The organism is Streptomyces avidinii, assembly GCF_014650695.1.
GTDB lineage: Bacteria > Actinomycetota > Actinomycetes > Streptomycetales > Streptomycetaceae > Streptomyces > Streptomyces avidinii.
In genome coordinates this window covers 450,202-476,737 of the sequence record NZ_BMVL01000001.1, presented here as the reverse complement: position 1 = coordinate 476,737, position 26,536 = coordinate 450,202, and the positions used below count along the sequence as shown (strand labels likewise).

The 26,536-nt window shown below is 72.5% G+C and carries 22 protein-coding genes and 1 riboswitch; of the genes, 8 read left to right on the top strand and 14 right to left on the bottom strand.

Annotated features, from left to right (window positions below; genetic code table 11):
* Positions 1 to 925: 925 nt before the first annotated feature.
* Both IE257_RS02185 and IE257_RS02180 read right to left on the bottom strand, forming a co-directional pair.
* Positions 926 to 1,609: an HAD-IA family hydrolase gene (locus tag IE257_RS02185; RefSeq protein WP_189963946.1), complete on the bottom strand. Its 684-nt coding sequence runs from the start codon at positions 1,607 to 1,609 to the stop codon at positions 926 to 928.
* A 135-nt stretch (positions 1,610 to 1,744) separates the two neighbouring features.
* Positions 1,745 to 2,629 (bottom strand): peptidoglycan-binding domain-containing protein, encoded by an 885-nt coding sequence (locus IE257_RS02180; protein WP_229920067.1) that lies wholly within the window; start codon positions 2,627 to 2,629, stop codon positions 1,745 to 1,747.
* A 189-nt stretch (positions 2,630 to 2,818) separates the two neighbouring features.
* Between IE257_RS02180 and IE257_RS02175 the strand changes: the two genes are divergently transcribed.
* Complete coding sequence (locus IE257_RS02175; protein WP_189963943.1) at positions 2,819 to 4,891, top strand: MFS transporter; 2,073 nt, start codon at positions 2,819 to 2,821, stop codon at positions 4,889 to 4,891.
* Positions 4,892 to 4,925: 34 nt separating this feature from the next.
* On the opposite strand, the gene IE257_RS02170 is transcribed toward IE257_RS02175, so the two are convergent.
* A complete protein-coding gene (locus tag IE257_RS02170; RefSeq protein ID WP_189964750.1) occupies positions 4,926 to 5,405 on the bottom strand; it encodes a GNAT family N-acetyltransferase in 480 nt (159 codons plus the stop codon).
* A gap of 173 nt (positions 5,406 to 5,578) precedes the next feature.
* On the opposite strand from IE257_RS02170, the gene IE257_RS02165 reads away from it, so the two are divergent.
* Positions 5,579 to 5,998, top strand: a complete 420-nt coding sequence (locus tag IE257_RS02165; RefSeq protein ID WP_189963941.1) for a nuclear transport factor 2 family protein — start codon at positions 5,579 to 5,581, stop codon at positions 5,996 to 5,998.
* 355 nt (positions 5,999 to 6,353) lie between these two features.
* Here IE257_RS02165 and IE257_RS02160 read toward each other — a convergent pair whose 3' ends face one another.
* Both IE257_RS02160 and IE257_RS02155 read right to left on the bottom strand, forming a co-directional pair.
* A complete protein-coding gene (locus IE257_RS02160; protein WP_189963940.1) occupies positions 6,354 to 6,686 on the bottom strand; it encodes an antibiotic biosynthesis monooxygenase family protein in 333 nt (110 codons plus the stop codon).
* Between the two features lie 160 nt (positions 6,687 to 6,846).
* Complete coding sequence (locus tag IE257_RS02155; RefSeq protein WP_189963938.1) at positions 6,847 to 7,050, bottom strand: antitoxin; 204 nt, start codon at positions 7,048 to 7,050, stop codon at positions 6,847 to 6,849.
* 295 nt (positions 7,051 to 7,345) lie between these two features.
* Here IE257_RS02155 and IE257_RS02150 point away from each other — a divergent pair, with 295 nt between their 5' ends.
* Positions 7,346 to 9,412, top strand: coding sequence for a bifunctional glycosyltransferase 87/phosphatase PAP2 family protein (locus tag IE257_RS02150; RefSeq protein ID WP_189963936.1), 2,067 nt, complete (start codon positions 7,346 to 7,348; stop codon positions 9,410 to 9,412).
* A gap of 742 nt (positions 9,413 to 10,154) precedes the next feature.
* Here IE257_RS02150 and IE257_RS02145 read toward each other — a convergent pair.
* Complete coding sequence (locus IE257_RS02145) at positions 10,155 to 11,399, bottom strand: cytochrome P450 (protein ID WP_189963934.1); 1,245 nt, start codon at positions 11,397 to 11,399, stop codon at positions 10,155 to 10,157.
* 242 nt (positions 11,400 to 11,641) lie between these two features.
* Here IE257_RS02145 and IE257_RS02140 point away from each other — a divergent pair, with 242 nt between their 5' ends.
* The gene (locus IE257_RS02140) at positions 11,642 to 12,811 is read left to right on the top strand and encodes a steroid 3-ketoacyl-CoA thiolase (RefSeq protein WP_030390693.1); all 1,170 of its coding nucleotides are present in this window, start codon (positions 11,642 to 11,644) and stop codon (positions 12,809 to 12,811) included.
* Between the two features lie 161 nt (positions 12,812 to 12,972).
* Here IE257_RS02140 and IE257_RS02135 read toward each other — a convergent pair whose 3' ends face one another.
* The 7 genes from IE257_RS02135 to IE257_RS02105 all read right to left on the bottom strand — a co-directional run bounded on the left by IE257_RS02135 (position 12,973) and on the right by IE257_RS02105 (position 21,237).
* Entirely contained in the window at positions 12,973 to 13,377 is a 405-nt protein-coding gene (locus IE257_RS02135; RefSeq protein WP_189963932.1) for an aggregation-promoting factor C-terminal-like domain-containing protein, read from the bottom strand.
* 300 nt (positions 13,378 to 13,677) lie between these two features.
* The gene (locus IE257_RS02130) at positions 13,678 to 14,619 is read right to left on the bottom strand and encodes an ECF transporter S component (protein ID WP_229920066.1); all 942 of its coding nucleotides are present in this window, start codon (positions 14,617 to 14,619) and stop codon (positions 13,678 to 13,680) included.
* Positions 14,616 to 16,364 carry an ABC transporter ATP-binding protein gene (locus IE257_RS02125; protein ID WP_189963930.1) on the bottom strand — a complete coding sequence of 583 codons (1,749 nt, stop codon included), beginning with the start codon at positions 16,362 to 16,364 and terminating at the stop codon, positions 14,616 to 14,618. Before IE257_RS02125 ends, IE257_RS02130 begins: the two co-directional genes overlap by 4 nt.
* Positions 16,361 to 17,833, bottom strand: coding sequence for an energy-coupling factor transporter transmembrane component T (locus tag IE257_RS02120; RefSeq protein WP_372453028.1), 1,473 nt, complete (start codon positions 17,831 to 17,833; stop codon positions 16,361 to 16,363). The genes IE257_RS02125 and IE257_RS02120 overlap by 4 nt, the downstream gene beginning before the upstream one ends.
* Entirely contained in the window at positions 17,830 to 18,495 is a 666-nt protein-coding gene (locus IE257_RS02115; protein ID WP_189963928.1) for an SCO2322 family protein, read from the bottom strand. Before IE257_RS02115 ends, IE257_RS02120 begins: the two co-directional genes overlap by 4 nt.
* The gene (locus tag IE257_RS02110; RefSeq protein WP_189963926.1) at positions 18,495 to 19,748 is read right to left on the bottom strand and encodes an SCO2321 family membrane protein; all 1,254 of its coding nucleotides are present in this window, start codon (positions 19,746 to 19,748) and stop codon (positions 18,495 to 18,497) included. Before IE257_RS02110 ends, IE257_RS02115 begins: the two co-directional genes overlap by 1 nt.
* Positions 19,749 to 19,885: 137 nt before the next feature.
* Positions 19,886 to 19,955, bottom strand: a riboswitch (cobalamin riboswitch).
* A gap of 94 nt (positions 19,956 to 20,049) precedes the next feature.
* Positions 20,050 to 21,237 (bottom strand): Strvi_7410 family MBL fold metallo-hydrolase, encoded by a 1,188-nt coding sequence (locus IE257_RS02105; protein WP_229920065.1) that lies wholly within the window; start codon positions 21,235 to 21,237, stop codon positions 20,050 to 20,052.
* Positions 21,238 to 21,429: 192 nt separating this feature from the next.
* On the opposite strand from IE257_RS02105, the gene IE257_RS02100 reads away from it, so the two are divergent.
* The 3 genes from IE257_RS02100 to IE257_RS02090 all read left to right on the top strand — a co-directional run bounded on the left by IE257_RS02100 (position 21,430) and on the right by IE257_RS02090 (position 24,320).
* The gene (locus IE257_RS02100) at positions 21,430 to 22,893 is read left to right on the top strand and encodes an aldehyde dehydrogenase (protein ID WP_189963924.1); all 1,464 of its coding nucleotides are present in this window, start codon (positions 21,430 to 21,432) and stop codon (positions 22,891 to 22,893) included.
* Positions 22,893 to 23,126, top strand: a complete 234-nt coding sequence (locus IE257_RS02095) for a ferredoxin (RefSeq protein ID WP_189963921.1) — start codon at positions 22,893 to 22,895, stop codon at positions 23,124 to 23,126. The genes IE257_RS02100 and IE257_RS02095 overlap by 1 nt, the downstream gene beginning before the upstream one ends.
* A 171-nt stretch (positions 23,127 to 23,297) precedes the next feature.
* Positions 23,298 to 24,320, top strand: a complete 1,023-nt coding sequence (locus tag IE257_RS02090) for a hypothetical protein (RefSeq protein WP_189963918.1) — start codon at positions 23,298 to 23,300, stop codon at positions 24,318 to 24,320.
* 19 nt (positions 24,321 to 24,339) lie between these two features.
* On the opposite strand, the gene IE257_RS02085 is transcribed toward IE257_RS02090, so the two are convergent.
* Entirely contained in the window at positions 24,340 to 24,963 is a 624-nt protein-coding gene (locus tag IE257_RS02085; RefSeq protein ID WP_189963916.1) for a TetR family transcriptional regulator, read from the bottom strand.
* Positions 24,964 to 25,180: 217 nt separating this feature from the next.
* Between IE257_RS02085 and IE257_RS02080 the strand changes: the two genes are divergently transcribed.
* Positions 25,181 to 26,500, top strand: a complete 1,320-nt coding sequence (locus tag IE257_RS02080; protein ID WP_189963914.1) for a glycosyltransferase family 4 protein — start codon at positions 25,181 to 25,183, stop codon at positions 26,498 to 26,500.
* The last annotated feature ends 36 nt before the right edge of the window (positions 26,501 to 26,536 follow it).

The following is a 26,536-nucleotide window of genomic DNA, read 5'->3' as shown; positions in this document are numbered from 1 at the left end:
CGGACATACGAAGACTGCCGGGAAACCCCCAAAGGAACGGGCCGGACCAAGTCTTTGGAAACGGGGCAGCCTGAGACGCCCGAGCGGGCCAGGGGTGAGGCGTCCAAGAGACGGGCCCATCCGGAGAGGCCCTCCGGGTCGGTGGGCGCATCCAATCGCTACGCGCTCCTCATCCCTCAGCGCCTGCGATCCGTCTTGGGCCGGACATAGGCCGCCCACGGGCCTCGGATGCTTCTCATCGACGGCGTCCGGCCCCTCTCGGGGGCGGAAAGGCGCCGGACAGCGGCTATGTCGTCATGGGGACGGGTCAGCGCACGTAGGCGTCTCAAAAGGCCGGCCATTTGCCCCAATAACCCTTGTCTGCACCCTTGCTCATGGACTCAGTCCCTCGCCGCCCCGGATCCACGACGACATGGCCGAGGGATCAGCCGTCAGTCCCTCTCAACGGCCCCGGCCGGTCGTCGGACGCGCGAAGGGGAAGCGACAACGGGTCGTGGGCGGCTTATGTCCAGCCCCGGACGGTCGTCGGACGCTGAGAGATGAGGAGCGCGTAGCGATTGGATGCGCTTCCCCCGACCCGGCAGGCCGCTCCCGATGGCCCGGCCTCGGAAGTGCGCCCACCCCGGCCGGGTCGCGGATCTCTGATGTCCCCGTCCATGAAAGGAAGGCCCGGCCCGTTCCTTTGGGGGTTTCCCGGCAGTCTTCGGATTTCCGGGGCGGGACGGTCGGTCAAGGGTGGCCGAAGGCCATCGCGCAGCGACGCGACGACGAAGGAGGAGCGCCCTTGAGGGACCGGCCCGACACGGAGAGACGATGAGACTGACGGGAAACCCCCATACACGTCTCTGACTGCCGCCCGAGTGGATTCCGCCTACCGAAGTCGCCGCCCCGCATCCCGGCTCCGCCCGACCTGGTCCCGTAGCGGCTACTCCGCCGGCTTCACCGTGATGGTGATCGCGCCGTTCGGGGCGGTCGTGACCTGGAGTGAGGTCAGGTCCGGGACGTGGGCCGTCGGGGCGTGGGCGGCCGCGCGGGGGCCCACGCCGATCACGCGCATGCCCGCTGCCCGGCCCGCGGTGATGCCCGCGGCCGAGTCCTCGAAGACGATGCAGTCGGCCGGGTCCACCCCCAGTGCGGCTGCGCCCATGAGGAAGCCCTCGGGGTCGGGCTTGCTGGCCTGGACGGATTCGGCCGTGACCCGTACGTCGGGCATCGGCAGGGCGGCTGCCGTCATCCGGGCCGTGGCCAGGGCGGCGTCGGCCGAGGTGACCAGGGCGTGCGGCAGGCCGTCTATCGCGGCCATGAATTCGGGGGCACCCGCGACCGGGATCACGCCGTCGGTGTCGGCCGTCTCCCGGGCCAGCATCACCGCGTTCTCGGCGTGGTTGACCTCCATGGGGCGGTCCGGCAGGAGGACGGCCATGGTGGCGTAGCCCTGGCGGCCGTGGACCACCTTCATGGCTTCCTGAGGGTCCAGCCCGTGGGACAGTGCCCAGTCGCGCCAGCAGCGTTCTACCACCGCGTCGGAGTTGACGATCGTGCCGTCCATGTCCAGGAGCAGGGCCTTGGCAGTGAGGGCGACGGGTGCGGTGGTGGTGCTGGCCGGCATGGGCGGGGCTCCAGACGGGGCAGGAAAAGAGAACAAGTGGTTCCGTCCACCGGTCAGGGAGAGAGGACGGAACCACTTTGTTCCCTCACGATACAAAACAAAGGGCGGTCTGCGCCAACCGCGGGCATGTGACCCTCATCCCTCCAGAGCCTTGCGGGTCACCGGGCCGTAGAAACCCCACTCCTGATCGTCGATGCCCCTGTCGTACTGGAACTCCGACAGTGCGTCCTCTACCCGCCAGTCGAACCGTCCGTTGATCTTGCCGCGGTACAGGCCACGCCCCGCCAGCAGCCGCTGGAGCTTCTCCACCTCCGGACCCGTGTCCCCGATCCGCAGGATCGGTGCCTGCGCGGGCGGCGAGTTGGAAGCACGGCTCGCACTCGGGCTCGGGCTGGGGGACGGGGGCGCAGACGAACGGGACGCGCTGGGTGACGGTGACGGCGACGCCGATTTCGAGGCGCTCGGCGACGGGGAGGCCGAGGGGGACGCGCTGGTACTGCTCGGGGACGGGCTCGCGGAGGGCGCGGCCGGGGCGGCGCTCGCCGACGGCGCCGGCGCCTTGGCCTCCACCAGCGCGGCATCACTACCGTCGGAGCTCGGCAGCGCCCACATCGCCGCCGCAGTCCCGCTGAGGGCTACCACCGCCGCGGCGCCCAGGAGCAGCGCGAGGGGCTTGCGGGAGGCCGGGCCGGTTCGCTTCTTCGGGCCCCCACCCCCACCCCCTCCTCCCCCTCCGGTCGTGCGGCCCGCTTGCGGGATCGCGCGGAGCTGTACCGTCTCCGCCGGGTGCGGCGCGTGTGCGGGCACGGCGGGCGCGGCCGGCCACGGTCCGTCCACCGGCGGTACGGGTATCCCGTACGCCGGGGTGTCGTCCTGCTCCTGCTCCGGCGCCGGAATCGGCGCCGGGCGCGTGTCCGGAGCCACCGCGCCGGACACCGGCTGCGGGGACACCGGGGTGTCCGGCTCGCCGGGGTCGGGCAACGTCACGTACGGGCGGATGCGCAGGGGGTTGAAACCCACCCCGGGCACACACCCGCAGCCGGCGCCGGGGGCGCCGCATTCTGGACAGTGCTGACGGCTCACTGGACTCCCTCCCTGGCTATTGCCTGCGATTATGCAGACCCGCGGGGCCCCTCCCAACCGCCCGAGAGGCCATAACCGGACACACCGCTCAGGATGGAGATGTTGATCCGGCCTGAGGAGGTATCGATGGCTCAGGATGTGACCGCGCACGGCACGGATCCCGCTCCCGACCCGGAGAAGAAGACCGGCCCCGCCTCCGAGCACACCTCCCGCGAGGTACTCGTCTCCATCGGGGCGCTGCTGCTGGGCCTGCTGATCGCCGCACTCGACCAGACCATCGTCTCCACCGCCCTGCCGACCATCGTCAGCGACCTCGGTGGCATGGCACACCTGTCGTGGGTCGTCACCGCCTACATGCTCGCCGCCACCGCAGCCACCCCGCTGTGGGGCAAGCTCGGCGATCAGTACGGACGCAAGAGGCTCTTCCAGTACGCGATCGTCCTCTTCCTCCTCGGGTCGGCACTGTGCGGGCTCGCCCAGGACATGCCCCAGCTCATCGGCTTCCGCGCGCTCCAGGGCCTGGGCGGCGGCGGTCTGATCGTGCTGTCGATGGCGATCGTCGGCGACATCGTCCCGCCCCGCGAACGAGGCAAGTACCAGGGCCTCTTCGGTGGGGTCTTCGGTGCGACCAGCGTGCTGGGCCCGCTGCTCGGCGGTCTCTTCGTGGACAACCTGTCCTGGCGCTGGGTCTTCTACATCAACCTCCCCATCGGTCTCGTCGCGCTCGTCGTCATCGCCGCCGTCCTGCACATCCCGAAACGCTCCTCGAAGCACACCATCGACTACCTCGGCACCTTCCTCATCGCCTGCGTCGCCACCTGCCTCGTGCTCGTCGCCTCCCTCGGCGGCACCTGGGGCTGGGGCTCGGCCCGGATCATCGGCGTCGCCGTCCTCGGCGCCGTACTGCTCGCCGTGTTCCTCTTCGTGGAGCGCAAGGCCACCGAACCCGTCCTGCCGCTGGGTCTGTTCCGCATCCGCACCTTCACCCTCTGCTCGGTGATCAGCTTCATCGTCGGCTTCGCCATGTTCGGCGCGATGGTCTACCTGCCGACCTTCCTGCAAATCGTCCAGGGCGTCTCGCCGACCATGTCGGGCGTCCACATGCTGCCGATGGTGATCGGCATGCTGATCTCCTCCACCGCCTCCGGCCAGATCGTCAGCCGCACCGGGCGCTGGAAGGTCTTCCCGATCGCGGGCACGGGCGTGACCGCGATCGGTCTGCTCCTCCTGCACCAGCTGCACCGCACCAGCTCCACCTGGGAGATGAGCATCTACTTCTTCGTCTTCGGCGCCGGACTCGGCCTGGTCATGCAGGTACTCGTCCTGGTGGTGCAGAACGCGGTCAGCTATGCCGACCTCGGAGTCGCCACCTCGGGTGCCACCTTCTTCCGCTCCATCGGGGCCTCCTTCGGCGTCGCGATCTTCGGCACTGTCTTCACCAACCAGCTGGACGACAAGCTCGCCGCCGCGCTCGCCGGCGTCACCTTGCCGGCCGGTGCGAGCATCGCGCAGCTGGAGGCCGATCCGCGGGCCATCAGCGCGCTTCCCGCCGGGCTGCAGCCGCAGGTGCTCGACGCCTACGCCACCGCCATCACCGACGTGTTCCTCTACGCCGTGCCGATCGTGCTGGTCGCCTTCGTGATCGCCTGGTTCCTGAAGGAGGACAAGCTCCGCACCTCGGTCACCGCACCCGATGTGACGGAGACCCTGGCCTCCAACCCGGTCCAACGCTCCTCACGCGACGAGGTGGCCCGCGCGCTGTCGGTCCTCGGTACCCGGGAGGGCCGCCGGCACGTCTACGAGAAGATCACCGAGAAGGCCGGCTACGACCTGCTGCCCGCCGCCAGCTGGATGCTGCTGCGGATCAAGAAGTACGGCTCCACGGAGCCCTCGATGCTCGCCGAGCGCGCCAACGTGCCGTTGAAGGTCATTACGGATGCCGCCCGTCAGGTCGAGGAGCGCGGGCTCGCCGCCCGGGAAGGCCTGGCGCTGGTCCTGACCGAACAGGGCCAGGTGGCCGCCGCCAGGCTCGCCGAGGCCAGGCAGGAGTCCCTCGCCGAGCTGCTCGGCGACTGGTGGGGCCCGGACCGCCCGACCGACCTGGTGAAGCTGGTGCAGGAGATCAACACGGAACTGTGCGGGTCCGACGCCGAGGAGCCCTACGATTCCGCGCCGCGCCGGGACCACGCCGCCCCGTAGCGCGGCGTGGCGGCCGCCTGGCCGCCGCGTGGGCTCAGGGCAGGGGCTTCTCGAACCAGTGCTGGGCGTACTGGCCGTCGTTGTAGGCGGGTATTTCCGCGTACCCGTGCCGCGCGTACAACGCGCGGGCCTCCACGAGATCCGATCGGGTGTCGAGCCGGACCCGCACGGCGCCCAGCGCACGGGCCTCCGCCTCCAGGACCTCCAGCAGAGCCGCCCCGCCGCCCGTGCCGCGGGCGCGCCGGTCCACGTACACCCTCGTGAGCTCGGCGGTGCCGGGGTCGAGCAGCCGGACGCCGCCGCATGCCAGGGGCTCGCCGCCCAGCCTGCCGACGACGAACTGCCCCGTCGGCGGGACGAGCCCGTCGTCCGGGAAGTCCAGCAGGCCTTGGTCGATCTCGGCCTCGGTGACCTGCCGTTTCCAGTACCGGCCGGCGACCTCGGCGTAGTACGCACGGCGCAGGGCGGTCGCGTCCCGGGTGGTGAACGCCTCGGGGGTCACGGTCCACGACAGGGCGGGAGCGGCGGTGGGCTTGGTGGTGGGAGCGGTGAGGGTGGGGTGTTCGCTGTGAGTGGTCATGGCGTCATTGTGGAGTTCGCGGGAGATCTCCCGCGTGGAATATCCACAGGGCCGGGCCGATGATAGGAAAAAGGACATTTCCTGCGTACCCGGAGGGTGGGAACGCCATGTCAGAGCACCCCGACTGTGCCCTGGTCCGCCGCGGCTACGAGGCCTTCGGCAAGGGCGACATGGAGACGATGAGCACGCTGCTGACGGCCGATGTCATCCACCACGTGCCGGGCGGCAACCCGCTGTCCGGGCACCACAAGGGGCGGGAGAACGTCCTCGACCTCTTCCGCCGCCTTTCCGAGGAGACGAACGGGACCTTCCAGGTCCACCTGGAATCGGTGCTGGCGGACGGGCGGGGGCACGTGATGAGTTTCCACACGGCGCGCGGCGACCGCGGTGACCGCGGGATCGAGATCCGTCAGGGACTCTTCTTCACGATCATCGGCGACAAGATCACCGACATCGACCAGTGCACGGCGGACATCGACGAGGAAGACATCTTCTGGGGCTCGGTCCTTCCGGGTGCGGGGGGCTGAGCCGTGCGGCCTTAGCCCCGCGCCCTTGGCCCTGCGCCGGTGCTTGGCCCCCGGCGCCCGGCCCCGACGACCGGTCGTTGCCGCCAGGCGGGGCCGTGCGGCGCCGTTGCCGGGGCGCTGCCCCGGACCCCGCGCCTCAAACGCCGGCGGGGCTGGAAGAGCGGGGCTTCGGCCCGGGTCCTCTGCGCTAGAACGCCGGCGGGGCTGGAAGAGCGGACCCCGGCCCGGGCTCCGCGCCTCAAACGCCGGCGGGGCTGGAGGAGCGCTCCCGGCTCGGGGCCTGCGCTCCGAGCGCCGGCGGGGCTGGAAGAGCCGGGCTCCGGCCCGGGCCCCGCACCTCGAACGCTGCCGGAGGTCAGGGCTTCTTCGGGGACGCCTGCTGTACTACCTCGAACGACCACACCGTCGAGGCGGACGCCGCGGGCTTCGGGCGCTCGCCGCCGCCCTGGCCGCCGCCCTGGTGAGCGGCCTTCATCGGCCCCTCCATCCATGCCTGGAAGTCCTGCTCCGAACGCCAGCGCGTGTAGACCAGGTACTGGTCGGTGCCCTCCACCGGGCGCAGCAGCTCGAACCACTCGAAGCCGTCCGAGCTCTCCACCGCCCCGGCGCGGGACGCGAAGCGCTGCTCCAGCACCTCCCGCTGCTCGGTGGGAACCGTCAGCACGTTGATCTTTACAACACTCGGCACGTGGCACCTCTCATGAAACGCAAGCCGGGCTGTGCGCCCGGCCTCGACGACGTGCCTGCAGTCTCCTACATCCGCTGCTGCGTCCCCGCGGGCGCGCAGGAGTCCCGGCGGTCACTCGGACCGCCGGGACTCGGCCACGGCGTGGTCAGTGCCCGCGTGGTCACTGCTGGGGCGGACGCCCCTCCCCGGAGGTGGGCGGCTGGTTGCCGATCTGTTCGTTCAGCTTCTGCTGCGCCGTGTCGACCTGGCTCTGGTACTTGTTGCCGGTCTTCGCGTCGAAGGCGTCTCCGGCCTTCTCGACGCCTTGGCGGGCCTGGTCAGGGTGTCCCTTGATCAGGCCTTTGAGCTTGTCAAGCATGGACATGAGCCGTCCTCTCCACGGAATACGTGTCACGTTCAGCTTCGCCAGGAAGTGCGGTGTCCGCACCCTGAGCACCCCCGAGCACCCTCCGAGTACCCCGCAGCAGTCGGGTCGCTTCCCCGGACGGGCGCCCGCAGGTCAGACCCCATCTGCCCTGCGCCGGCGGCCCGGTTGATCTTCTCGATGTCCGTGAGGGCCGTCCGAGGTATCCCGCGGGAGATATCGTCTTGCGGGTAATGGAGCGCGGCAGCCAGGCAAAGTCAGGGTTGCGGTCAACAGGGCGGGAGGCCGGCGAGGCGTGGCTAACGCGGCAGAGCACAGCGGTGCGAACGGACATGCCGGAGTCATAGGCGACAACAGCAGGCTCGGGGCGGCACGTCTCCTCCTGTGGGCTCTGGCGGGCGCCCTCGCCGTCAGACAGGCCGCCGCCGTGCTGCGCGTGCCACCCGGGGAGTGGCTGAGCGGCTTCCACCTCCCCGGCAGCCTGCCCGGATCGGTCTACGATACCGGCCAGTTCTCCGGCACGCCCTTCGCCGGGCTGGTCCTCAAGCCCCTGGTCGGCCTTGCCGCCCCGTCGCTGGAGATCGCCTGGACCTGCATGACGCTGCTGTGCGTCGCCGCCATCGGGCTCGTCGCCGCGCGCGGCCTGCCCGACCCGGTGCCGCGGCGCACCGCGCTGCTTGCCGCGCCCGTCCTCACGGCCCTGATGATGGTCTCGATTCCCGTCCGCGAGGCCGCATCGCCCGGCCAGACCGCCGTCCTGCCCGTCCTTCTGGTGCTGCTGGCCGTCTTCCGCGTGCCCGGAGACCGGCCCGCGGGCTTCCTCGTCGGCCTCGCCGCCGCGCTCCAGCCGGCGCTCCTGCTCTTCGCCCCGCTGCTGTGGCTGACCGGACGCCGTCCCACCGCGCACACCGCAGCCGTGACCTTCGCCGGAGCCACCGCGCTGTCCTGGGCGGCCATGCCGCGCGACTCCTGGACGTACTGGGTGCAGCACCTGGCCGGTACCGGCCTCGGCGGCGCCCCCGACGGCCTCGCCAACCAGTCCGTGCACGGCGCGCTGCTGCGTCTCGGCCTGACCGGGCCGCTCGAAATCCTGCTCTACGCCGCCCTCGCGGGCGCCATCATCTGGTTCGGCCTGCGCCGCGCGGTCCGCTACGCCCGCGACGGCCAGCTGCTGCTCGCCGTCGCCGTCACCGGCTGCGTGGCCGTCGCCGTGTCCCCGGCCGGCTGGCGCCACCAGTTGCTGTGGGTGCTGCTCGCCGTCGCCGGCAAGGTGGGCAAGCGGGCCGCCGACCGCCCCGTGTGGCCGGTGGCCGTGGTCCTCGCCATGACCCTGCCGAGTGCGGTGCTGCTGCCGAACCTGGCCGCGCTGGCCCCCGTACGCGACAACGTGCTGCTGCTCGCCGCCGTGGCCGCGGCCTGCGCGGTACCGTTTCTGCCGCGCTCCTCGCCGTACTGGCGCGAGCCCGTTCCGACCGACTACGGGCGGCCTGCGGCGGCCCGCTGGGCGCGGGTGCCGCTGCTGCCGTTCTGGCGGCGCGTGCTGTCCCGCCCGAACCTGCTGCTGGAGCTCCTGCTGATACGGGTGGGCTACTCGCTCTACTCGCACATCCGGGCCGCCGCACCCACCAGCCGCAGCCTCGCCGAGGGCAACGGCAGCCAGATCCACGCGATGGAGAAGGCGCTCGGCATCGACATCGAGCACGCCGTGAACCACGCCGTGGTGGGCACGCCCTGGATGGAGGCGTTCTTCAACTTCTACTACACCTCCTTCCACTTCGTGGTCCCGCTGACGATCCTGGCGGTCCTGTACTGGCGCCGTCCCGGCGACTACCGCTGGGCCCGCGCCTCCCTGGGCCTGGCCACCGTCCTCGCCCTCGTCGGCTTCTGGCTCTACCCGCTCGCGCCGCCGCGCCTGATGCCCGGTCTCGACTTCATCGACACCGTGCACGGGCCGCAGGACCTGGCCAACCCCTCGTACGGGGCCATGACCGCGATCTCCAACCAGTACGCGGCGATGCCCTCGCTGCACTTCGGCTGGTCGCTGTGGTGCGGGATCGTGATCGTGGTGCTGGCGCCCAAGGGCTGGCAGAAGCTGCTCGGCGTGCTGCACCCGCTGATCACGGTGTGCGCGATCGTGGCCACCGCCAACCACTGGGTGCTGGACGCGGTGGGCGGCGCCGTCGTCGTGACCGCCGGCTTCGGGCTCGTGTACGTGCTGTCCGGGCCGCGGGGGCTCCAGCTGAACCTGCCCGCACAGCGCAGGGGCGGGGAGGAGCCGGGCGAGGGGTCGAACGGGTCGAGTGGGTCGAGTGGGTCGAACGAGGGGGAGCGGAAGGTGGGGGTGTCCGCGCGGAACTCGTAGGCGGGGTGGCGGGTACGCGGTCTCGCCGCGGTGCCCGCAGGCGCCGCTCCCGACCCGGTGCTGGCATCGGACCATGAGCGCAGAGCCGGCCGGATCCGACGGGCGCAAGCGGATCCTGTTCGGGGGAGGGGCGCCGGCCGCGCTCGTCGTGTCCCACTTCGTCCTCGCGGCCACCATTCCGCTTGGTGGTCGCAGCGGGTGGGGGCGGCCGTGGACGGCCGGCTCGCCACCGGGCTGCTGCTGGTGCTGGCCCTGCTGCTGGCCCTCCCCAGCCTGTGGACGCTGAGCGTGGTGGCGGGCGGGCGGGCGGGTCGCGCGGCGGGTGGCTTGACGGGTGGCCGGTGGCCGGAGGCCGGCGGCCGAAGGGGCGCCGGGGCGTGGATTGCCCCGGCGCCCCTTCGGCTGGATCGCCGCTGCTTGCCAGGATTTCTCCGTTCGGGGCGGGGCGCCACTCGGACGGGTGCGGCGCCGTTGCCGGGGCGCCGCCCCGGACCCCGCGCCTCAAACGCCGGCGAGGCTGAAAGATCCGCGGCGCTGCCCGGACCCGCGCCTCAAGCGCCGGCGGGGCTGAAAGATTCGGGGCGCCGCCCCGGACCCCGCGCCTCAAGCGCCGGCGGGGCTGGGTGGGGTGCCGGCGGGGCTGGGTGGGGTGCTGGTGGGGCTGGAGGATCCGGGGTGCTGCCCCGGGCCCCGTGCCTCAAGCGTCGGCGGGGCTCGGGGCGGTGGGCTGGGGGAGTGGGGGTCAGGGGTGGGTTACGCGGAGTTCCTTGATGCCGTTGAGCCAGGCTGCGCGGAGGCGGCGAGGGGGGTCCGTGGTCAGGCGGAGGTCGGGGAGGGTGTCGGCCAGGGCGTTGAAGATCAGGTCGATCTCCATGACCGCCAGGGACTTGCCCAGGCAGAAGTGCGGGCCGCCGCCGCCGAAGCCCAGGTGGGGGTTGGGGTCGCGGGTGATGTCGAAGACGTCCGGGTTCGTGAAGACCTCGGGGTCGTGGTTGGCGGAGGAGTAGAACATCCCCACCCGGTCGCCCGCCTTGATCTTCTGGCCGCTCAGTTCGGTGTCCTGGGTGGCGGTGCGCTGGAAGGACACCACCGGGGTGGCCCAGCGCACGATCTCCTCCGCGGCCGTCGACGGCCGGGTCGCCTTGTAGAGCTCCCACTGCTCGGGGTGGGTGAGGAAGGCGTGCATGCCGTGGCTGATGGCGTTGCGCGTGGTCTCGTTGCCCGCGACCGCCAGCAGCAGTACGAAGAAGCCGAACTCGTCGGAGCCGAGGTTGCCCTGGCCCTCGGCCGCCACCAGCTGGGTGACGATGTCCTTGGCCGGACATTCCTTGCGCTGGGCGGAGAGGTTCATCGCGTAGCCGATGAGCTCCATCGCCGCGTTGGAGCCGACCTCCTCGGTGATCGCGTACTCCGGGTCGTCGTAGGCGATCATCTTGTTCGACCAGTCGAAGATCTTGGTGCGGTCCTTCTGCGGTACGCCGATCAGTTCGGCGATGGCCTGCAGCGGGAGCTCGCACGCCACCTGCGTGACGAAGTCGAAGCTGCCGTCGGCCGCCGTGGCCGCGGCCTCCTCGACGATCTTCCGGGCGCGGTCCCGCAGGGCCTCTTCCAGGCCGCGGATGGCCCGCGGGGTGAAGCCGCGCTGCACGATCTGCCGTACACGCGTGTGTTCCGGCGGATCCATGTTCAACATGATCAGGCGCTGGGCATCTATCGCATCACGCGCGATGTGTTCGTTGAAGCGGATGATCGCGGTGTTGGTCGTCGAGGAGAACAGTTCCGGGTGCGTGGAGACGTACTTGACGTCCGCGTGCCGGGTCACGGCCCAGTAGCCCTCGTCGTCGAAGCCGGTGATGCCCCGCCGCTGCGGGCACCACCACACGGGTGCGGTCTGCCGCAGCTGCGCGAACTCCGGGAAGGGGACGCGGCTTTGGAGCAGGTCTGGATCGGTGGCGTCGAAGCCTTCGGGCAGTGCGGGGCAGGACATCGGGCAACTCCAAAGTCTGACGGACCATCAGAAGTTGGCTTGAAGGTAGTAACGAGTTCTAGAAGTGACAAGGGTCGTGGCGCCAACTGTTGCGTGTGGAATCCGTGCAGGGCGCGTGCAAGACCCTTGCGTGCCGGGGCCTCAAGTCATAAGACTGCGGGGAGAACTAGAACGCGTACTAGTTCGGGGCGGGGCGCCGGGACGGCCCGCCATGCTGACGCAGTGCAGGAGAGGACGAGCTCATGGCCGCGGAACCCGTCATTGTCGAAGCCGTACGCACCCCCATCGGTAAGCGCGGGGGCGCTCTCGCCAACCTCCATCCCGCCTACCTGCTCGGTGAGACCTACCGCGAACTGCTGGCCCGTACCGGAATCCAGCCCGACTGCGTGGAGCAGATCGTCGGCGGCACCGTGACGCACGCCGGCGAGCAGTCGATGAACCCCGCCCGTAACGCCTGGCTCGCCATGGGGCTCCCGTACGAGACGGCCGCGACGACCGTGGACTGTCAGTGCGGCAGCTCGCAGCAGGCCAACCACATGGTCGCCAACATGATCTCCGGCGGGGTGATGGACATCGGGATCGCCTGCGGCGTCGAGGCGATGAGCCGTGTGCCGCTGGGTTCGGGATCCAAGCACGGTCCGGGCAAACCCTTCCCGGACGAGTGGAACGTCGACCTCCCCAACCAGTTCGAGGCCGCCGAGCGGATCGCCCGCCACCGCGGCCTGTCGCGCGAGGACGTCGACCGGCTCGGGCTCCTTTCCCAGGAACGGGCCGCCGCAGCCTGGGCCGAGGAGCGGTTCAAGCGCGAGACGTTCGCCGTGCAGGTGCCGACGACCGAGGAGGAGCAGGCCGCCGGGCAGGGCATGTGGCGCCTGGTCGACCGGGACGAGGGCCTGCGCGACACCAGCATGGAGGCGCTGGCCCGGCTCAAGCCGGTCATGCCCACCGCCGTGCACACCGCCGGGAACTCCTCGCAGATATCCGACGGCGCCGCCGCCGTGATGTGGGCCTCGCGCAAGATGGCGCGCGCCCTCAAGCTCAAGCCGCGCGCCCGGATCGTCGCCCAGACGCTCGTCGGCGCCGACCCCCACTACCACCTGGACGGGCCGATCGACGCGACCCGGGCCGTGCTGGGCAAGGCCGGGATGTCGCTGCGGGACATCGACCTCGTCGAGATCAACGAGGCCTTCGCCTCCGTCGTCCTGTCCTGGGCGCAGGTCTTCGATCAGGACCTGGAGAAGGTCAACGTCAACGGCGGGGGCATCGCGCTCGGTCACCCCGTCGGCGCCACCGGCGCCCGGCTGATCACCACCGCGCTCCACGAGCTGGAGCGCCGTGACAAGGAGTTCGCGCTGATCACCATGTGCGCGGGAGGCGCGCTGGCGACCGGCACGATCATCCAGCGCCTGTGAGGCGCCACTGAGTCCCGTGGGATGGGATGCAGAAGGCCCCGGCGGCCGGACCTGGGGAGGCCGGCCACCGGGGCCCTCGTATGTCTTGGTGCTGCGCGCCGTGTGCGGCGCGCTGCCTGCGCGTGCTGCCTACCGCGTACTGCCTACCGTGTGTCGGTGGCTCAGTACCAGTGGTTGGCGGACCAGAAGTTCCAGGCGCCGACCGGGCTGCCGTAGCGGTCGTTCATGTAGTCCAGGCCCCACTTGATCTGGGTGGCGGGGTTGGTCTTCCAGTCGGCACCGGCGGAGGCCATCTTCGAGGCCGGCAGGGCCTGGGCCAGGCCGTACGCGCCGGAGGAGGCGTTGGTCGCGGTGTAGTCCCAGCCGCTCTCGTGCGAGATGATCTTGTCGAAGGCGGCGAACTGGGCCGGGTCCTTGATCATCTGCTGGGCGATCGCCTTGGCGCTCGTCGGGGCGGCCTGCGCGGGGACCGCGGCCAGCATGGAGCCGGCGATGCCCAGGGCGAGGACGGAACCGGCGAGGGTCTTCTTCGAAGCGGCGATGCGGCGGATGACGGGGTTGGACACGGATTGACCTTCCGAAGGGGACAAGGGCGGTCGCACGGCATGTCGAGGACATGCGTGAGCCACTCACGCAAAGGAGAGGGGTTCGCAGGCGGCGGGTGAAGCACCCGTGCCGCCCGGCGACTCATCCAGTTCTACAGACGCCCCGGCGGCCTGGCAAAGGTGCCGCGTACTAGCGGTCCTCGCAGCGGGTGATCGGCCGCTCCCGGCGAATCCCCGCAGGAGGTGGGGACCGGGCCTACTAGCCGGGGTCGTATGTGACGTGGGTCCTATGGGGCGGGTCACCGGCCGAGGGCCCGGGTGTCACCCTCCGCAGTCGCCCGTATCTCCATTTGTGTGCGCGTTTGTCTGCCTTTGAGAGGTCGGTTCGCGCGCGGACCCGACCCCAGGATCGAAGGAAACGGGGACGTCGAAGGCGGCTTTGCGGGTCGCCCGGCGCAGCGCCTTCAGCAGGGTCGCCCCGAGCGTGAGTGTCAGTACGACCGTCAGCACGGCCCGGCCCAGGTCCCAGCCCACCGACGTCGCCAGGCAGTACGCGACGAACCGCGCCAGGTTCGCGGCCACCGGCTCCCCCGGACGGAAGGAGATGCCCTGCCCCATGCCCTGCAGGATCACCCAGCCCTGCAGGTTCATGACGGTGCCGTACGCGAACGAGCCCGCGAAGCCGTACGCCGCCAGCATCAGCAGCTCCGCCCGCCCCCGGATCCGCTCCGGGCCCGGCAGCAGCCCCGCCCCCAGCGCGAACCAGCCCATGGCCAGCATCTGGAACGGCATCCACGGCCCCACCCCGCCGGTCAGCAGGGCGGAGGCGAACATCGTCACCGAGCCCAGGACGAAACCGAACCCGGGGCCGAGCACGCGCCCGCTGAGCACCAGCAGGAAGAACATCGGCTCCAGCCCGGCCGTGCCCGCGCCCAGCGGTCTCAGCGCCGCCCCCACGGCGGCCAGCACACCGAGCATCGCCACCGCCTTGGCGTCCATGCCGTTGTCGGCGATGGTCGCCACGACGACCGCCACCAGGAGCGGGAGGAGCGCGGCGAAGAGCCAGGGGGCGTCCTGGGAATGGGCGAGGCCCGACTGCCGGTCGGCGAGCAGCGGCCAGCCGAAGGCCGCGATGCCGATGAGGGTGACGAGGATCAGGGCGACGGCCGCGCGGGGGCCGATGCGGACGGGGCGGACGGGGCGTACCGGGTGGGCGGGGCGGGAGGGGCGGGCAGGGCGGGAGGAGCGAGCGGGGCGGGTCATCGGGCCTCCGCCGCCTTGAGGGCCTCGACGACCTGGGTCACGGTGAGCCAGTGGCCCGGCGCCAGGACCTTCGCCACCTGCGGCGCGAAGGCGGGGGAGGAGACGACGACCTCGGCGGTCGGACCGTCCGCGACGACCTCGCCGCCGGCCAGGATCACCACGCGGTGGGCCAGCTCGGCGGCGAGCTCCACGTCGTGGGTGGCCAGGACGATGGCGTGGCCCTCGGCGGCCAGGCCGCGCAGGATCTCGATCAGGCGGACCTTGGCGGCGTAGTCCAGACCGCGGGTGGGCTCGTCGAGGAGCAGCAGGGCGGGGCGGCCCGTCAGGACCAGTGCCAGGGCGAGGGCCAGGCGCTGGCCCTCGGAGAGATCGCGCGGGTGGATGTCGTCGGGGACGTCCGGAAGCAGCGCGGAGACGAGGGCGCGGCAGGTGCCGGGGGCCGCGGCGGCGTCCGAGTCGGCGGCGGTGCACTCGGCGGCGACCGTGTCGGCGTAGAGGAGGTCGCGGGGTTCCTGAGGGACGAGGCCGACGCGGCGCACCATCTCGGGCGGGGGCGTGCGGTGGGGGGTGCGGCCGCCGACGGTCACCTCGCCGGTGGTGGGGGTGACCGTACCGACGAGGGTGGAGAGGAGGGTGGACTTGCCGGCGCCGTTGCGGCCCATGAGGGCGATGGTTTCGCCGGGGGAGACGGTGAGGGTGACTCCGTGCAGGGCCTGTACGCGGCCGCGGCGGACGGAGACGTCGCGGACCTCGGCGGGGGCCGTGGGGGTGGCTGTGGCGGGGGTCGGCCTGCCGCGGCGGCGCAGGCGCGCGAGCAGCCCAGGGGCTTCGGCAACGGGGGCTCCGCCCCCGGACCCCCGCGCCTCAAACGCCGGCGAGGCCGGATCTGCCTCAAACGCCGGTGTGGCCGGATCTGCCGGGCCCGCCGCGGCCGACAGGCGGGCCACGAGCGGAGCGGAGCGGCGGCGGGCGTCGCGGATCGACAGGGGGAGCGGGGACCAGCCCGCGAGGCGGCCCAGGGAGACCACCGGCGGGTGGACCGGGGAGACCGCCATGATCTCCGCCGGGCCGCCGATGACCGGTGCCGCGCCCGGCGAGGGCAGGAGCAGCACCCGGTCGGCGTACTGGACGACCCGCTCCAGGCGGTGCTCCGCCATCAGCACGGTCGTCCCCAGGTCGTGGACCAGGCGCTGGAGGACCGCGAGGACCTCCTCCGCCGCCGCCGGGTCGAGCGCGGACGTCGGCTCGTCCAGCACCAGCACCTTGGGGTGCGGGGTGAGGACCGAGCCGATCGCGACCCGCTGCTGCTGGCCGCCGGACAGCGTGGCGATCGGCCGGTCGCGCAGCTCGTTCAGGCCCAGCAGGTCCAGGGTCTCCTCCACACGGCGGCGCATCACCGCAGGTGGCAGGCCCAGGGACTCCATGCCGTAGGCGAGTTCGTCCTCCACCGTGTCCGTCACGAAGTGCGCGAGCGGGTCCTGGCCGACGGTGCCCACCACGTCCGCGAGTTCGCGCGGCTTGTGGGTGCGCGTGTCGCGGCCGGCGACCGTGACCCGGCCGCGCAGGGTGCCGCCCGTGAAGTGCGGGACCAGGCCGGAGACCGCCCCCAGCAGGGTGGACTTGCCGACGCCCGACGGGCCGACCAGCAGCGTCAGCTCCCCTTCGGGGATCTCCAGGTCGACGTCCCGCAGGGACGGGCCGGCCGCTCCCTCGTAGGTGACCGACACCTGCTCGAAGCGGATCACTGCGACGCCTCCTTGGGCGGTACGGGTGCCACGAAGGCGGGCAGCAGGCCGATCAGGATCGCGGCCGCCGGCCACAGGGGAAGCGTGGGGGCCGCCAGCGGGACCACGCCCGGGTGCAGGGCGCCCGGATCGACGGAACCGGCGTGGATCAGCAGGGCGGCGACGGCCGCGCCCGAACCGGCGACCAGCCAGGCGCGCGGCCCCCAGCGGTCCGGCCGGTAGCGGGTGCGCACCGACCGGCGGCCGCCCAGGCGCAGGCCGGCGACGGCCAGGGCGGCGCCGATGCCGAGCACGGGGAGCCCGTACGCGGCGCCCTGCGCGGCGAGCAGGCCGTACGTGCCCGCGCACATGCCGAGCAGGCCGCCGAGGGTGAGGGCGTTGGTGGTGTGCCGGACGGCGGGCGGGACCTCGGCCGTGCGGCCGTAGCCGCGCGCGTCCATCGAGGCGGCGATGGCGACGGAGCGTTCCAGGGCGCCCTCCAGGACCGGCAGGCCGATCTGGAGGATCGCCTTCACCCCGCCGGTGGGGCGGCCGCGCAGTCGGCGGGCGGTCCGCAGGCGGACGACGTCGGCGACCATGTTCGGCGCGAAGGTCATGGCGACGACGACGGCGACGCCGGCCTCGTACAGGGCGGCCGGGAGGGACTTCAGCAGTCGCGCCGGATTCGCGAGGGCGTTCGCGGCGCCGACGCACACCAGGAGGGTGGCCAGCTTCAGGCCGTCGTAGAAGGCGAAGACGAGCTGCTCGGCGGTGACCCGGCCGCCGAAGCGGATGCCCTGGGCCCAGGCCGGGAGCGGGATCTCCGGGAGGGTGAACAGCAGGTGCGAGCCGGGGATGGGGGAGCCGAGGAGCATGGAGAAGAGCAGGCGCAGGCCGATGACGAAGAACCCGAGCTTGAGGAAGGCGCCGTAGGAACGGGCCCAGGGCGCGTCGGTGCGGCGCGCCGCGACCACGTACCCGGCGACGCCGATGATCAGCCCGAGCAGGAGCGGGTTGGTGGTGCGGGAGGCGGCGGTGGCGAGGCCGAGGGCCCACAGCCACCAGGCCCCCGCGTGCAGGGCGGTGGCCCGACCGGCCTGCGGGGGCTTCCACCGTTCGTACGTCGACCGGTGCGGGGGGACCTGCGCCGCGGCCGGACTCCGGCGGGCCGGTGTCACGTCGCCGGGTGCGGCTCCGGTGGGGGCGGGCCGCCGTGGCCGCAGGCGGGCACCGCCGGGCGGGGGCTTCGGGTGCGGCACCTCCCGCGCCGCGGCCGGGCTCCGGAGGGGCGCTGCGGTCGAGCCGTCGCGTGCGGGTTCGCGCGCAGCCCGCCGGGCGGCGCCGTCGGCCGCAGTCACGCCGTCGGCCGCAGTCACGCCGTCGGCCGGAGTCACGCCGTCGGGCCGGGCATCGGCGGCGGGCGGGCGGACGGCGCCGTCCGTCGGCGGGGTCGGCCCGGGTGCCGGCCGGGGGTCGACGGGGGGAGTCATCGGGTGCGGCGGCGGGATTGCCAGATGCCGGCCGCGGCCAGGGCGGCCACCGCGGCGACGCCCGCGAGCAGGCCCGCGGACGGGCCGCCGCCCGACTCGGCGGAGGAGGACTGCGTCGGAGCGGAGGCTTCGGGTGCTGCCGAGGTGTCCGCGACCTGGTCGCCGCAGCCCTGCTTCGGGTAGCCGGAGATCGCGCACAGCAGCGCCGCGCTGTTGTAGCGCAGCGGCTTGGCGACCGAGGCCAGCGCCTCGGCCGTCGTGGCGTCCGGAGCCACCTGCGCGCAGGCCGTGCGCGGGGCGGCCTCGGGCGGGGCGTCGCCCGCCGGGGCGTCGGCCGGGACGCCGAAGTCGATGACGAGTGCCACCCGCTTGCGGCCCTCCGCCGGAGCGGTGGCCCCGCACACGGCCTCGAAGTCGGCCGCCGTGCGCGGCTGGGCGGCCTGCGCCGCCGCGTCCTTGCTCACCGAGAAGCGGAAGCCCTGGACCGTGCCGTCCGCCGGGCGGGCCATCGACGGGCCCTGCGTGGCGTACGACCACCGGCCGCCCGCCGCGCCGTCCCAGAACGACCAGTAGCGGTAGCCGGCCGCCAGCGCCGGAGTGGCGGCCAGCAGGGCCAGGGCGATCCCGAGAGCGAGGGCCACGGCGGGCGGGCGGCGGCGCATCAGGACTGGTTCTTCTTCCGGCGGCCGCTCAGCAGGATGCCGATGCCGATACCGGCCGCGGCGCCCGTACCGACGATCCACCAGATGTTCTGGCCGCCGGAGGGCTTGTCCTTCTCGCCGTCCACCTCGGTCGCTTCGGTGTCCGCGCCCTGAGGGGCCGGGCCGGTCGCGTTCAGCGCGGCGACCAGGTCGGTGCCGCCGAAGGACTTCGGGTCGGTACCCGTGGCGTGCGCGGCCAGCACCAGCGTGCCCAGGGCCGCCGGGCTGCCCTTCGCCCACTCGGCGGAGTTGGCCTTCAGCCACTCCAGGGCGCCCGCGGCCGACTCCTTGTGCCCGGCGGCGGCCAGGGCGAGCACGGCGTCGGCGGTGTTGCCGGTGTCCGGGGTGGGCTGGTCCGCGCCCGGGGTGACGGCCGTGAGGTGGCCGTCCTTCTTGAGGGCCTCGGCCAGGTATCCGGCCGCGCCCTGGGCGGCGGCCACCGGGTCGGCGGCGTTCGCGGCCGGGCACGCCAGCGGGGCGGCGGGGGTGTTCTCGGCGGAGGGGACGACGGCCGCGCCCTTGCCGAGGCCGGCCAGGGCCGCGGCGGCCGTGGCGTCGGCGTTGGCGACGAGCTTGCCGTCGGCCGGCTGGTAGGCGAAGGCGCCCCGGTCGGCGGCCGGCTCGGCGGTGCAGCCCAGCTGGAAGGGGAGCAGGCCCTCGTAGGCCGACTTGCCCGCCTTGGACTTGACCTCGGCCGGCTTCTCGCCCGCCACGGCCAGCGCGCTGATCACGACGGCGGTGGAGTTGGCGTCGCTGGGGGAGCCGGGGACGTAGCTCCAGCCGCCGTCCTCGTTCTGGACGGACTTCAGCCAGTCCACGCTCTTCCTGACGGCCGGGTCCTGGCCGCCGAGGGCCTGCAGCGCCTGCACGGCCGCCGCGGTGGCGTTCGTGTCGTACATCGTCTTCGCGTCGCATTCCACGCCGGGGTTCGGGCGGAAGGAGGGGAAGCCGCCGGTCTGGCACTGCTGGCCGAGCAGCCAGATCACGGCCTGGCGGGAGGGCTTGACGCCGACCGTGTGCTGGGCGAGCAGCGCGAAGGACTGCCGCCACACGCCGTCGTAGGTGGGGTCGTTCTTGCCGTGGAGACCGGAGGGGATGACCGGCGGCGCGGAGGGGGAGGCGGGCGGCGCGGTGTCGGCGAGGGCTGCGGGGGCGGCGCCCACGCAGAGCACGGCGGAGGCGGCGAGCGCGGCTGCGCTGCGGCGGACGTTCATGGGGGGCGTGCCTCTCGTACGGGGAAACCGGCAGCAGGCACGCACAGGCACCGGGCTCCGGCTCCGTTTACCTCGACGGTGCCGGCCGCCGGGGGCTCCGGCGGCACGAGCCGCGCACCTGCGGTACGGGGCATTCCGGCTCCCCGCCCGGGCGGCGCCGGGTGTGGGTCACGGTTGCGGGTCAGCGCCGGAATTGCACCGGCTTCCCCCCGTACAGAGGTGTGGACGACAGGTGCACTCTACCGGCCCGTAACCGGCGGGCTCCGGGGCGCAGGCGCCGGGCGCCCCCTTGCCGGTCCGCTCACAGGGCCCGGTACGTCACCGGGTCCGTGCCCGGCACCGCCTCGGCATGGCCCTGCTTCACCAGCCGTCGCAGATGGGCCTCCGCTTCCGAGACGGCGATATTGCGGGAGCCGTACGGGATCTGCTCCCAGGGCCGGTTCCACTCCATTTGCTCGGCCAGACCCCACGGGGTCAGCGGCTCGGCCAGCAGTGCCCGGAGTCCGGCGAGGCGTTCCTCGTGGTGGTCGAGGAGCTCCCGTACGCGGGCGGGTGCGTCGGTGAAGGCGTGCTGGTGGGCGGGGAGCACCTCGGCGGGGCCGAGCCGGCCGATGCGTTCGAGGGAGTCGAGGTAGTCGCCGAGGGGGTCGGTGACGCGGGGGTCCTCCGGGGCCTCGTACAGGCCGATGTGCGGGGAGATCCCGGGCAGCAGGTGGTCACCGGAGAAGAGGCGGCCGTTGCCGGGGAGGTTCGCCGGGTGCTGCTCCTCCAGGTGCAGGCAGACGTGGCCGGGGGTGTGGCCGGGGGTCCAGATCGCGCGCAGCCGGCGCCCGGCGAGGGGGAGCAGCTCGGCCGGGACGATCTCCCGGTCGGGGACGGCGGCGCGCAGGCCGGGCAGGGTCCGCATGCGGCCGCTCGCGCGGGCGGCGCGCAGCGGGGCGATGTGCTCCTCGGGGGCTCCGGCGGCGGCGAGCTTGTCGCTCATGTAGTCGAACCAGACGCCGGGCTCGGAGGCGCGGGTCCGTACCACGACCTCGGTGTCGGCGGCGTGCATGGCGATCCAGGCGCCGGAGGCCTCGCGGACCTGGCCGGAGAGTCCGTGGTGGTCGGGGTGGTGGTGGGTGATGACGACGCCGTGGATGTCGGCGACGGCGGTGCCGAGTGCGGCGAGGCCGGCGACGAGGGTGTCCCAGGAGGCGGGGTTGTCCCAGCCGGTGTCGATGAGGACGGGGCCGCGGTCGGTGTCGAGGACGTGGACGAGGGTGTGGCCGAGGGGGTTGTCCGGGATGGGGACCTTGATGGCCCATACGCCTCCACCGTGATCGGTGACCTGTGGCGTGTCCTCGGTGGTGGGTGACGCGGCCTGTGACGAGCCATCCGCGGCCTGTGACGAGCCATCCGCGGCCTGTGACGAGCCATCCGCGGCCTGTGACGGGCCATCCGGGGCCTGTGGCGTCTGCTCCGCGGGCTGTGAGGTGTCCTCCGTCATGTGTCCTCCCCCTGTCGCCGTCCTCGGATGAGAACGTGTTTCAGTAGTAGCCCAAGTCGACCACTTTCCCAGCTTCCTGACCAGCCGTTCGATCTTCTTCGCTGTTCCGTCCTGGCCGTGGACTCCTCTAACTAGAACTGGTATCAGTTCTGGAACGCCAAGCCGCAGGGCAAGCCGCAGGAGGCCTCAGCCATGACCGAGCTCGTGGAACACGGAAAGCTGTTCATCGGCGGGGAGTGGACGGATCCGCTGGGCACCGACACGATCCGGATCGTCTCCCCCCACACCGAGCAGGTCATCGGCTCCGTCCCGCACGCCTCGAAGGCGGACGTCGACCGCGCCGTCGCCGTCGCGCGGAAGGCGTTCGACGAGGGGCCCTGGCCGCGGATGACCCTGGACGAGCGGATCGCCGTCGTCTCCCGGATCAAGGACGCCATCGCCGTCCGGCACGAGGAGATAGCCCGTTCCATCAGCTCCCAGAACGGCTCCCCGTACTCCTGGAGCGTCCTCGCCCAGGCGCTCGGCCCGATGATGGTCTACGACGCCGCGATCACGGTCGCCCGCGCCTACCCGTACGAGGAGCACCGCCAGGGCGTGCTCGGCCCGATCCTGGTGCGCCGGGAGCCGGTGGGCGTGGTCGCCGCCGTCATCCCGTGGAACGTCCCGCAGTTCGTGGCGGCGGCCAAGCTGGCGCCGGCGCTCCTGACGGGTTCGACGGTGATCCTCAAGCCGTCGCCCGAGGCGCCGCTGGACTCCTACATCCTCGCCGACATCGCGCGCGAGGCCGGACTCCCCGAGGGCGTGCTGTCGATCCTGCCCGCCGACCGCGAGGTCAGCGAGTACCTGGTCGGCCACCCCGGCATCGACAAGGTCGCCTTCACCGGCTCGGTCGCGGCCGGCAGGCGCGTGATGGAGGTCGCCGCGCGCAACCTCACCCGCGTCACCCTCGAACTCGGCGGCAAGTCGGCGGCCGTGGTCCTCCCGGACGCGGACGTGGCGACCGCGGTCGCCGGGATCGTGCCCGCGGCCTGGATGAACAACGGCCAGGCGTGCGTGGCCCAGACCCGCATCCTGGCTCCCCGCAGCCGGTACGAGGAGGTGGCCGAGGCCCTCGCGGCGGCGGCCGGCGCGCTGGTGGTCGGCGACCCGCTCGACCCGGCGACGCAGCTCGGCCCGCTGGTGGCCCGGCGGCAGCAGCAGCGCTCCCTGGACTACATCCGGATCGGGCAGGAGGAGGGTGCGAAGGTCCTGTCGGGCGGCGGCCGCCCGGCGGGTCTGGACCGCGGCTGGTACGTGGAGCCCACCCTCTTCGGGGACGTGGACAACTCCATGCGGATCGCGCGCGAGGAGATCTTCGGCCCGGTCGTCTGCCTGATCCCGTACGGGGACGAGGCGGAGGCGGTACGGGTGGCCAACGACTCGGAGTTCGGCCTCAGCGGCAGCGTCTGGACCGGCGACGTCGAGCACGGCATCGACTTCGCCCGGCAGATCCGCACCGGCACCTTCAACGTGAACACCTTCAGCCTGGACATGCTGGGGCCGTTCGGCGGCTACAAGAACAGCGGTGTGGGGCGGGAGTTCGGCCCGGAGGGCCTGAGCGAGTACCTGGAGCACAAGATGATCCACCTCCCGGCGGGCTATGAGGCGGGTGCCTGATGGGTGACCGCTGGCAGGTCGAGGTGGACCGCGGGGTCTGCATCGGCTCGGGCATGTGCGTGAACCACGCCCCGGACGGCTTCGTCCTGGACTCGGCACGCCAGTCCCACCCGCGCACCGCAGAGTCGGACGCGAACGAGCCGATCCTGACGGCGGCGGAGGGCTGCCCGGTGGAGGCCATCCTCATCACCCTGGCGGAGACGGGGGAGCCGGTCTTCCCGCCGGAGGAGTAGGGGGGCGGAGCGGCGTCCGGGCCCCCGGGTGGGGTCCCGGGCGGCCCTTGGAGGTTTCGCTGCCGGTGTTGCATACTCCGCTGCGCTCATGTCTCGAACAGGCGAGCGGGCGAGTGTGCGAGTTCAACGACAGGAACTTCAGTGGCCCTTCCTCCGACGGATGTTTCGCCCGTGGTCGATCCATCCGTGTCCGTCCCCGTCTTCCTCACCTCGGTGGCGGTCGTGGCGGCGTGCTTTCTCCTCACCACCCTGATGCCCCTGCGCTTCCTGAACGGACGTCTGGCCGGCCCCGATCCCCAACTGCAGCGCACGCTCAAGGCCGTCCGCTCCGGAGCGTGGCAGCCGGCGGCCGACCTTCTCGCGGCGGCCGGCACCGACTGGGAGCGCCGTACGCAGTACACGCGGGTCCTCGCGTACTCGGCCGTCCACGACGGCGACGCGTGGCTGAGGGCGTGGCAGGCGGCCGCCCCGGACGACCCCGATGCGGTCATGGTCGCCGCGAGTGCGCGCGTCCACCACGCGTGGAAGCTGCGCGGGGCGCGGCGGGCGATCGCGACGTCGCAGGAGCAGTTCGACGCCTTCCACCGTGAGCTCCACGCGGCGCGCGGGGCGTTGGCGCATGCGGCACGGGTGTGCCCGGACGACCCGACGCCGCTGGTCGAAACGGTCTGGGTGGCGCTCGGGCTGGGCTACTCCAAGGACGACATGGCTGCCCTGTGGGCCGAGGTCGAGGCGAGGGCGCCGCATCACTTCGCCGCCCATCATGCCGCGGTGCAGTACTACAGCCGCAAGTGGCGCGGTTCCCGGGCCGAGGCCGAGGAGTTCGTGGCGCGGGCGGTGCAGCAGGCGCCGCGCGGGCACCTGATGACCCTGCTGCCCCTCCTCGTGTGGTTCGAGCACGAGGAGGAGGGCGACAGTACGGGGCGCCACGGGATGCCGCACGTGATCGCGATGGTCGACGCGGCGCTGGAGGACGTCGCCGCGGCGAAGGGGCACCCGAGGCTGCCCGAGGCGCGGCACCTGCTCGCCTACTTCCTCGTCCGCCAGCACCGCCACCGCGCGGCCCTCGCACAGTTCCGCCAGGTCGACGGATATACGGACGCCATCCCGTGGAGGTACCTCCCGTGGGGGAAGCTCTCCTACCGGCTGCACCGCACCCGGGCCGTGTGGGGAGCGCTGCTCACACGCCGTTGAGGCGTCCGGAGCAACGGCTTCAGGCCTTTTCCGGGGACGTCAGGTCGATCAGGCGGCACACCGTTTCGATGTCGATCTTGACCTGGGCGATCGAGGCGCGGCCGGAAAGCCACGTGATCAGGGCCGAGTGCCAGGTGTGCTCGATGACGCGGACCGCCGAGAGCTGTTCCGCCGTCGGCGGCTTCTCCAGGCCCATCGCGTCCAGGATGATCGCCGTGGTCAGCCGGGACACCGTGTCGACCTCGGGGCTCACGCTGCGGTCCGCGAACGTCAGCGCCCGCACCATCGCGTCGGCCAGCTGCGGCTCCCGCTGGAGGGCGCGGAAGGCCCGCATCAGGGTCTCCGCGACCCGGGCCGCCGGGTCGTCCCCGGCCGGCGGGCGTTTGCGCAGCGTGGTGTGCATGTGCTGGAGCTGGTCCTGCATGGTGGCGACCAGCAGGTGCACCTTGGACGGGAAGTAGCGGTAGAGCGTGCCCAGCGCCACGCCCGCCGCCTCCGCGACCTCGCGCATCTGGACCGCGTCGAAACCGCCCCGGCTGGCCAGCTGGGCGCTGGCGTGCAGGATCCGGCGGCGGCGGGCTTCCTGGCGCTCCGTCAGGGGAGGCGACGCCGATGTGGTGACGGCCTTCACTTCCGCTGTCATGTGTCCCGTTCCGTGTCGTTGCGCGGGCTGAATCCGGGCTGGTCCGCAGTCAGCATCGCAGGCGCAGGAGCCGTGGCGCGAATCACCTGCTCCGCCTCTTACGGTGTAGTTTCCGGCCGGTAGATTCAATGGTCTCAACGGATCAAGTCTGAAACTTGTTCTACATTATGCGAGCGGTTACGCTCCGGCGAAAGTTGCAGTGAGAAGGGGGCCGAGAGTGACCGCTGAGGCCATGGTGACGAGCCCTTTCGAGGGTTCCGCCGCCGACGGCGACCGCCCGCTGCGTATCGCACTCCTCACCTATAAGGGGAACCCGTTCTGCGGCGGCCAGGGCGTCTACGTCCGCCACCTCTCGCGCGAGCTCGTACAGCTGGGCCACTCCGTCGAGGTCATCGGAGCGCAGCCCTACCCGGTGCTCGACACGGGCGCCTCGCTCACCGAGCTCCCGAGCCTGGACCTGTACCGCAGCCCCGACCCCTTCCGTACGCCGGGGCGCGACGAGTACCGGGACTGGATCGACGCCGTCGAGGTCGCCACCATGTGGACCGGCGGCTTCCCCGAGCCGCTGACCTTCTCGCTGCGCGCCCGCCGTCATCTGGCCGCGCGCGCCGGCGACTTCGACGTCATCCACGACAACCAGACGCTCGGGTACGGCCTCCTCGCCGACCTCGGCGCCCCGCTGGTCACCACGATCCACCACCCGATCACCGTCGACCGCAAGCTCGACCTCGACGCCGCGACCGGCCGCGTCAAGCGGGCCTCCGTGCGCCGCTGGTACGCCTTCACCCGCATGCAGGGCCGCGTGGCCCGCCGCCTGCCGTCTGTGCTCACCGTCTCCGGGTCCTCCCAGCAGGAGATCGCCCAGCACCTCGGCGTCCGCGACGAGCGCATCCACGTCGTGCACATCGGCGCCGACACCGACCTGTGGTCGCCGGACCCGTCCGTGGCCGAGGTGCCGGGCCGCATCGTCACCACCTCCAGCGCCGACGTGCCGCTCAAGGGGCTCGTGTACCTCGTCGAGGCGCTCGCGAAGCTGCGCACCGAGCAGCCCGAGGCCCACCTCGTCGTCGTCGGCAAGCGTGCCGAGCAGGGCCCCGTCGCCCGCGCCATCGAGACGTACGGACTCCAGGACGCCGTCCGCTTCGTCAAGGGCATCACCGACACCGAACTCGTCGACCTCGTCCGCAGCGCCCAGATCGCCTGCGTGCCCTCCCTCTACGAAGGCTTCTCGCTCCCGGCGGCCGAAGCCATGGCCACCGGTACCCCGCTCGTCGCCACCACCGGCGGCGCGATCCCCGAGGTCGCCGGGCCCGACGGCGAGACCTGCCTCGCCGTGCCCCCGGGCGACGCGGGCGCGCTGGCCGCCGCGCTGGGCCGGATGCTGGGCGACCCGGAGCTGCGGGCCCGCCTCGGCGCCGCCGGGCGCGAGCGGGTCCTGACCCGGTTCACCTGGGCCAAGGCGGCCGAGGGCACCGTCGCGCACTACCGCGCCGCCATCGAGCAGGCCGCCGCCGGCCGTACCCGCCGGGCGCGCTGACCTTCCGCTTCCCCCGCTTCTTCCCCATCCCCGAAC

What these genes read in the sequence shown, in the direction of transcription:
- IE257_RS02165 (WP_189963941.1), top strand. Translation starts at nt 5,579, where the DNA reads ATGTCAGAGCACCCCGACTGTGCCCTGGTCCGCCGCGGCTACGAGGCC.
- IE257_RS02145 (WP_189963934.1), bottom strand. Translation starts at nt 11,399, where the DNA reads ATGTCCTGCCCCGCACTGCCCGAAGGCTTCGACGCCACCGATCCAGAC.
- IE257_RS02175 (WP_189963943.1), top strand. Translation starts at nt 2,819, where the DNA reads ATGGCTCAGGATGTGACCGCGCACGGCACGGATCCCGCTCCCGACCCG.
- IE257_RS02095 (WP_189963921.1), top strand. Translation starts at nt 22,893, where the DNA reads ATGGGTGACCGCTGGCAGGTCGAGGTGGACCGCGGGGTCTGCATCGGC.
- IE257_RS02185 (WP_189963946.1), bottom strand. Translation starts at nt 1,609, where the DNA reads ATGCCGGCCAGCACCACCACCGCACCCGTCGCCCTCACTGCCAAGGCC.
- IE257_RS02085 (WP_189963916.1), bottom strand. Translation starts at nt 24,963, where the DNA reads ATGACAGCGGAAGTGAAGGCCGTCACCACATCGGCGTCGCCTCCCCTG.
- IE257_RS02120 (WP_372453028.1), bottom strand. Translation starts at nt 17,833, where the DNA reads ATGACTCCCCCCGTCGACCCCCGGCCGGCACCCGGGCCGACCCCGCCG.
- IE257_RS02100 (WP_189963924.1), top strand. Translation starts at nt 21,430, where the DNA reads ATGACCGAGCTCGTGGAACACGGAAAGCTGTTCATCGGCGGGGAGTGG.
- IE257_RS02110 (WP_189963926.1), bottom strand. Translation starts at nt 19,748, where the DNA reads ATGAACGTCCGCCGCAGCGCAGCCGCGCTCGCCGCCTCCGCCGTGCTC.
- IE257_RS02140 (WP_030390693.1), top strand. Translation starts at nt 11,642, where the DNA reads ATGGCCGCGGAACCCGTCATTGTCGAAGCCGTACGCACCCCCATCGGT.
- IE257_RS02130 (WP_229920066.1), bottom strand. Translation starts at nt 14,619, where the DNA reads ATGACCCGCCCCGCTCGCTCCTCCCGCCCTGCCCGCCCCTCCCGCCCC.
- IE257_RS02105 (WP_229920065.1), bottom strand. Translation starts at nt 21,237, where the DNA reads ATGACGGAGGACACCTCACAGCCCGCGGAGCAGACGCCACAGGCCCCG.
- IE257_RS02155 (WP_189963938.1), bottom strand. Translation starts at nt 7,050, where the DNA reads ATGTCCATGCTTGACAAGCTCAAAGGCCTGATCAAGGGACACCCTGAC.
- IE257_RS02115 (WP_189963928.1), bottom strand. Translation starts at nt 18,495, where the DNA reads ATGCGCCGCCGCCCGCCCGCCGTGGCCCTCGCTCTCGGGATCGCCCTG.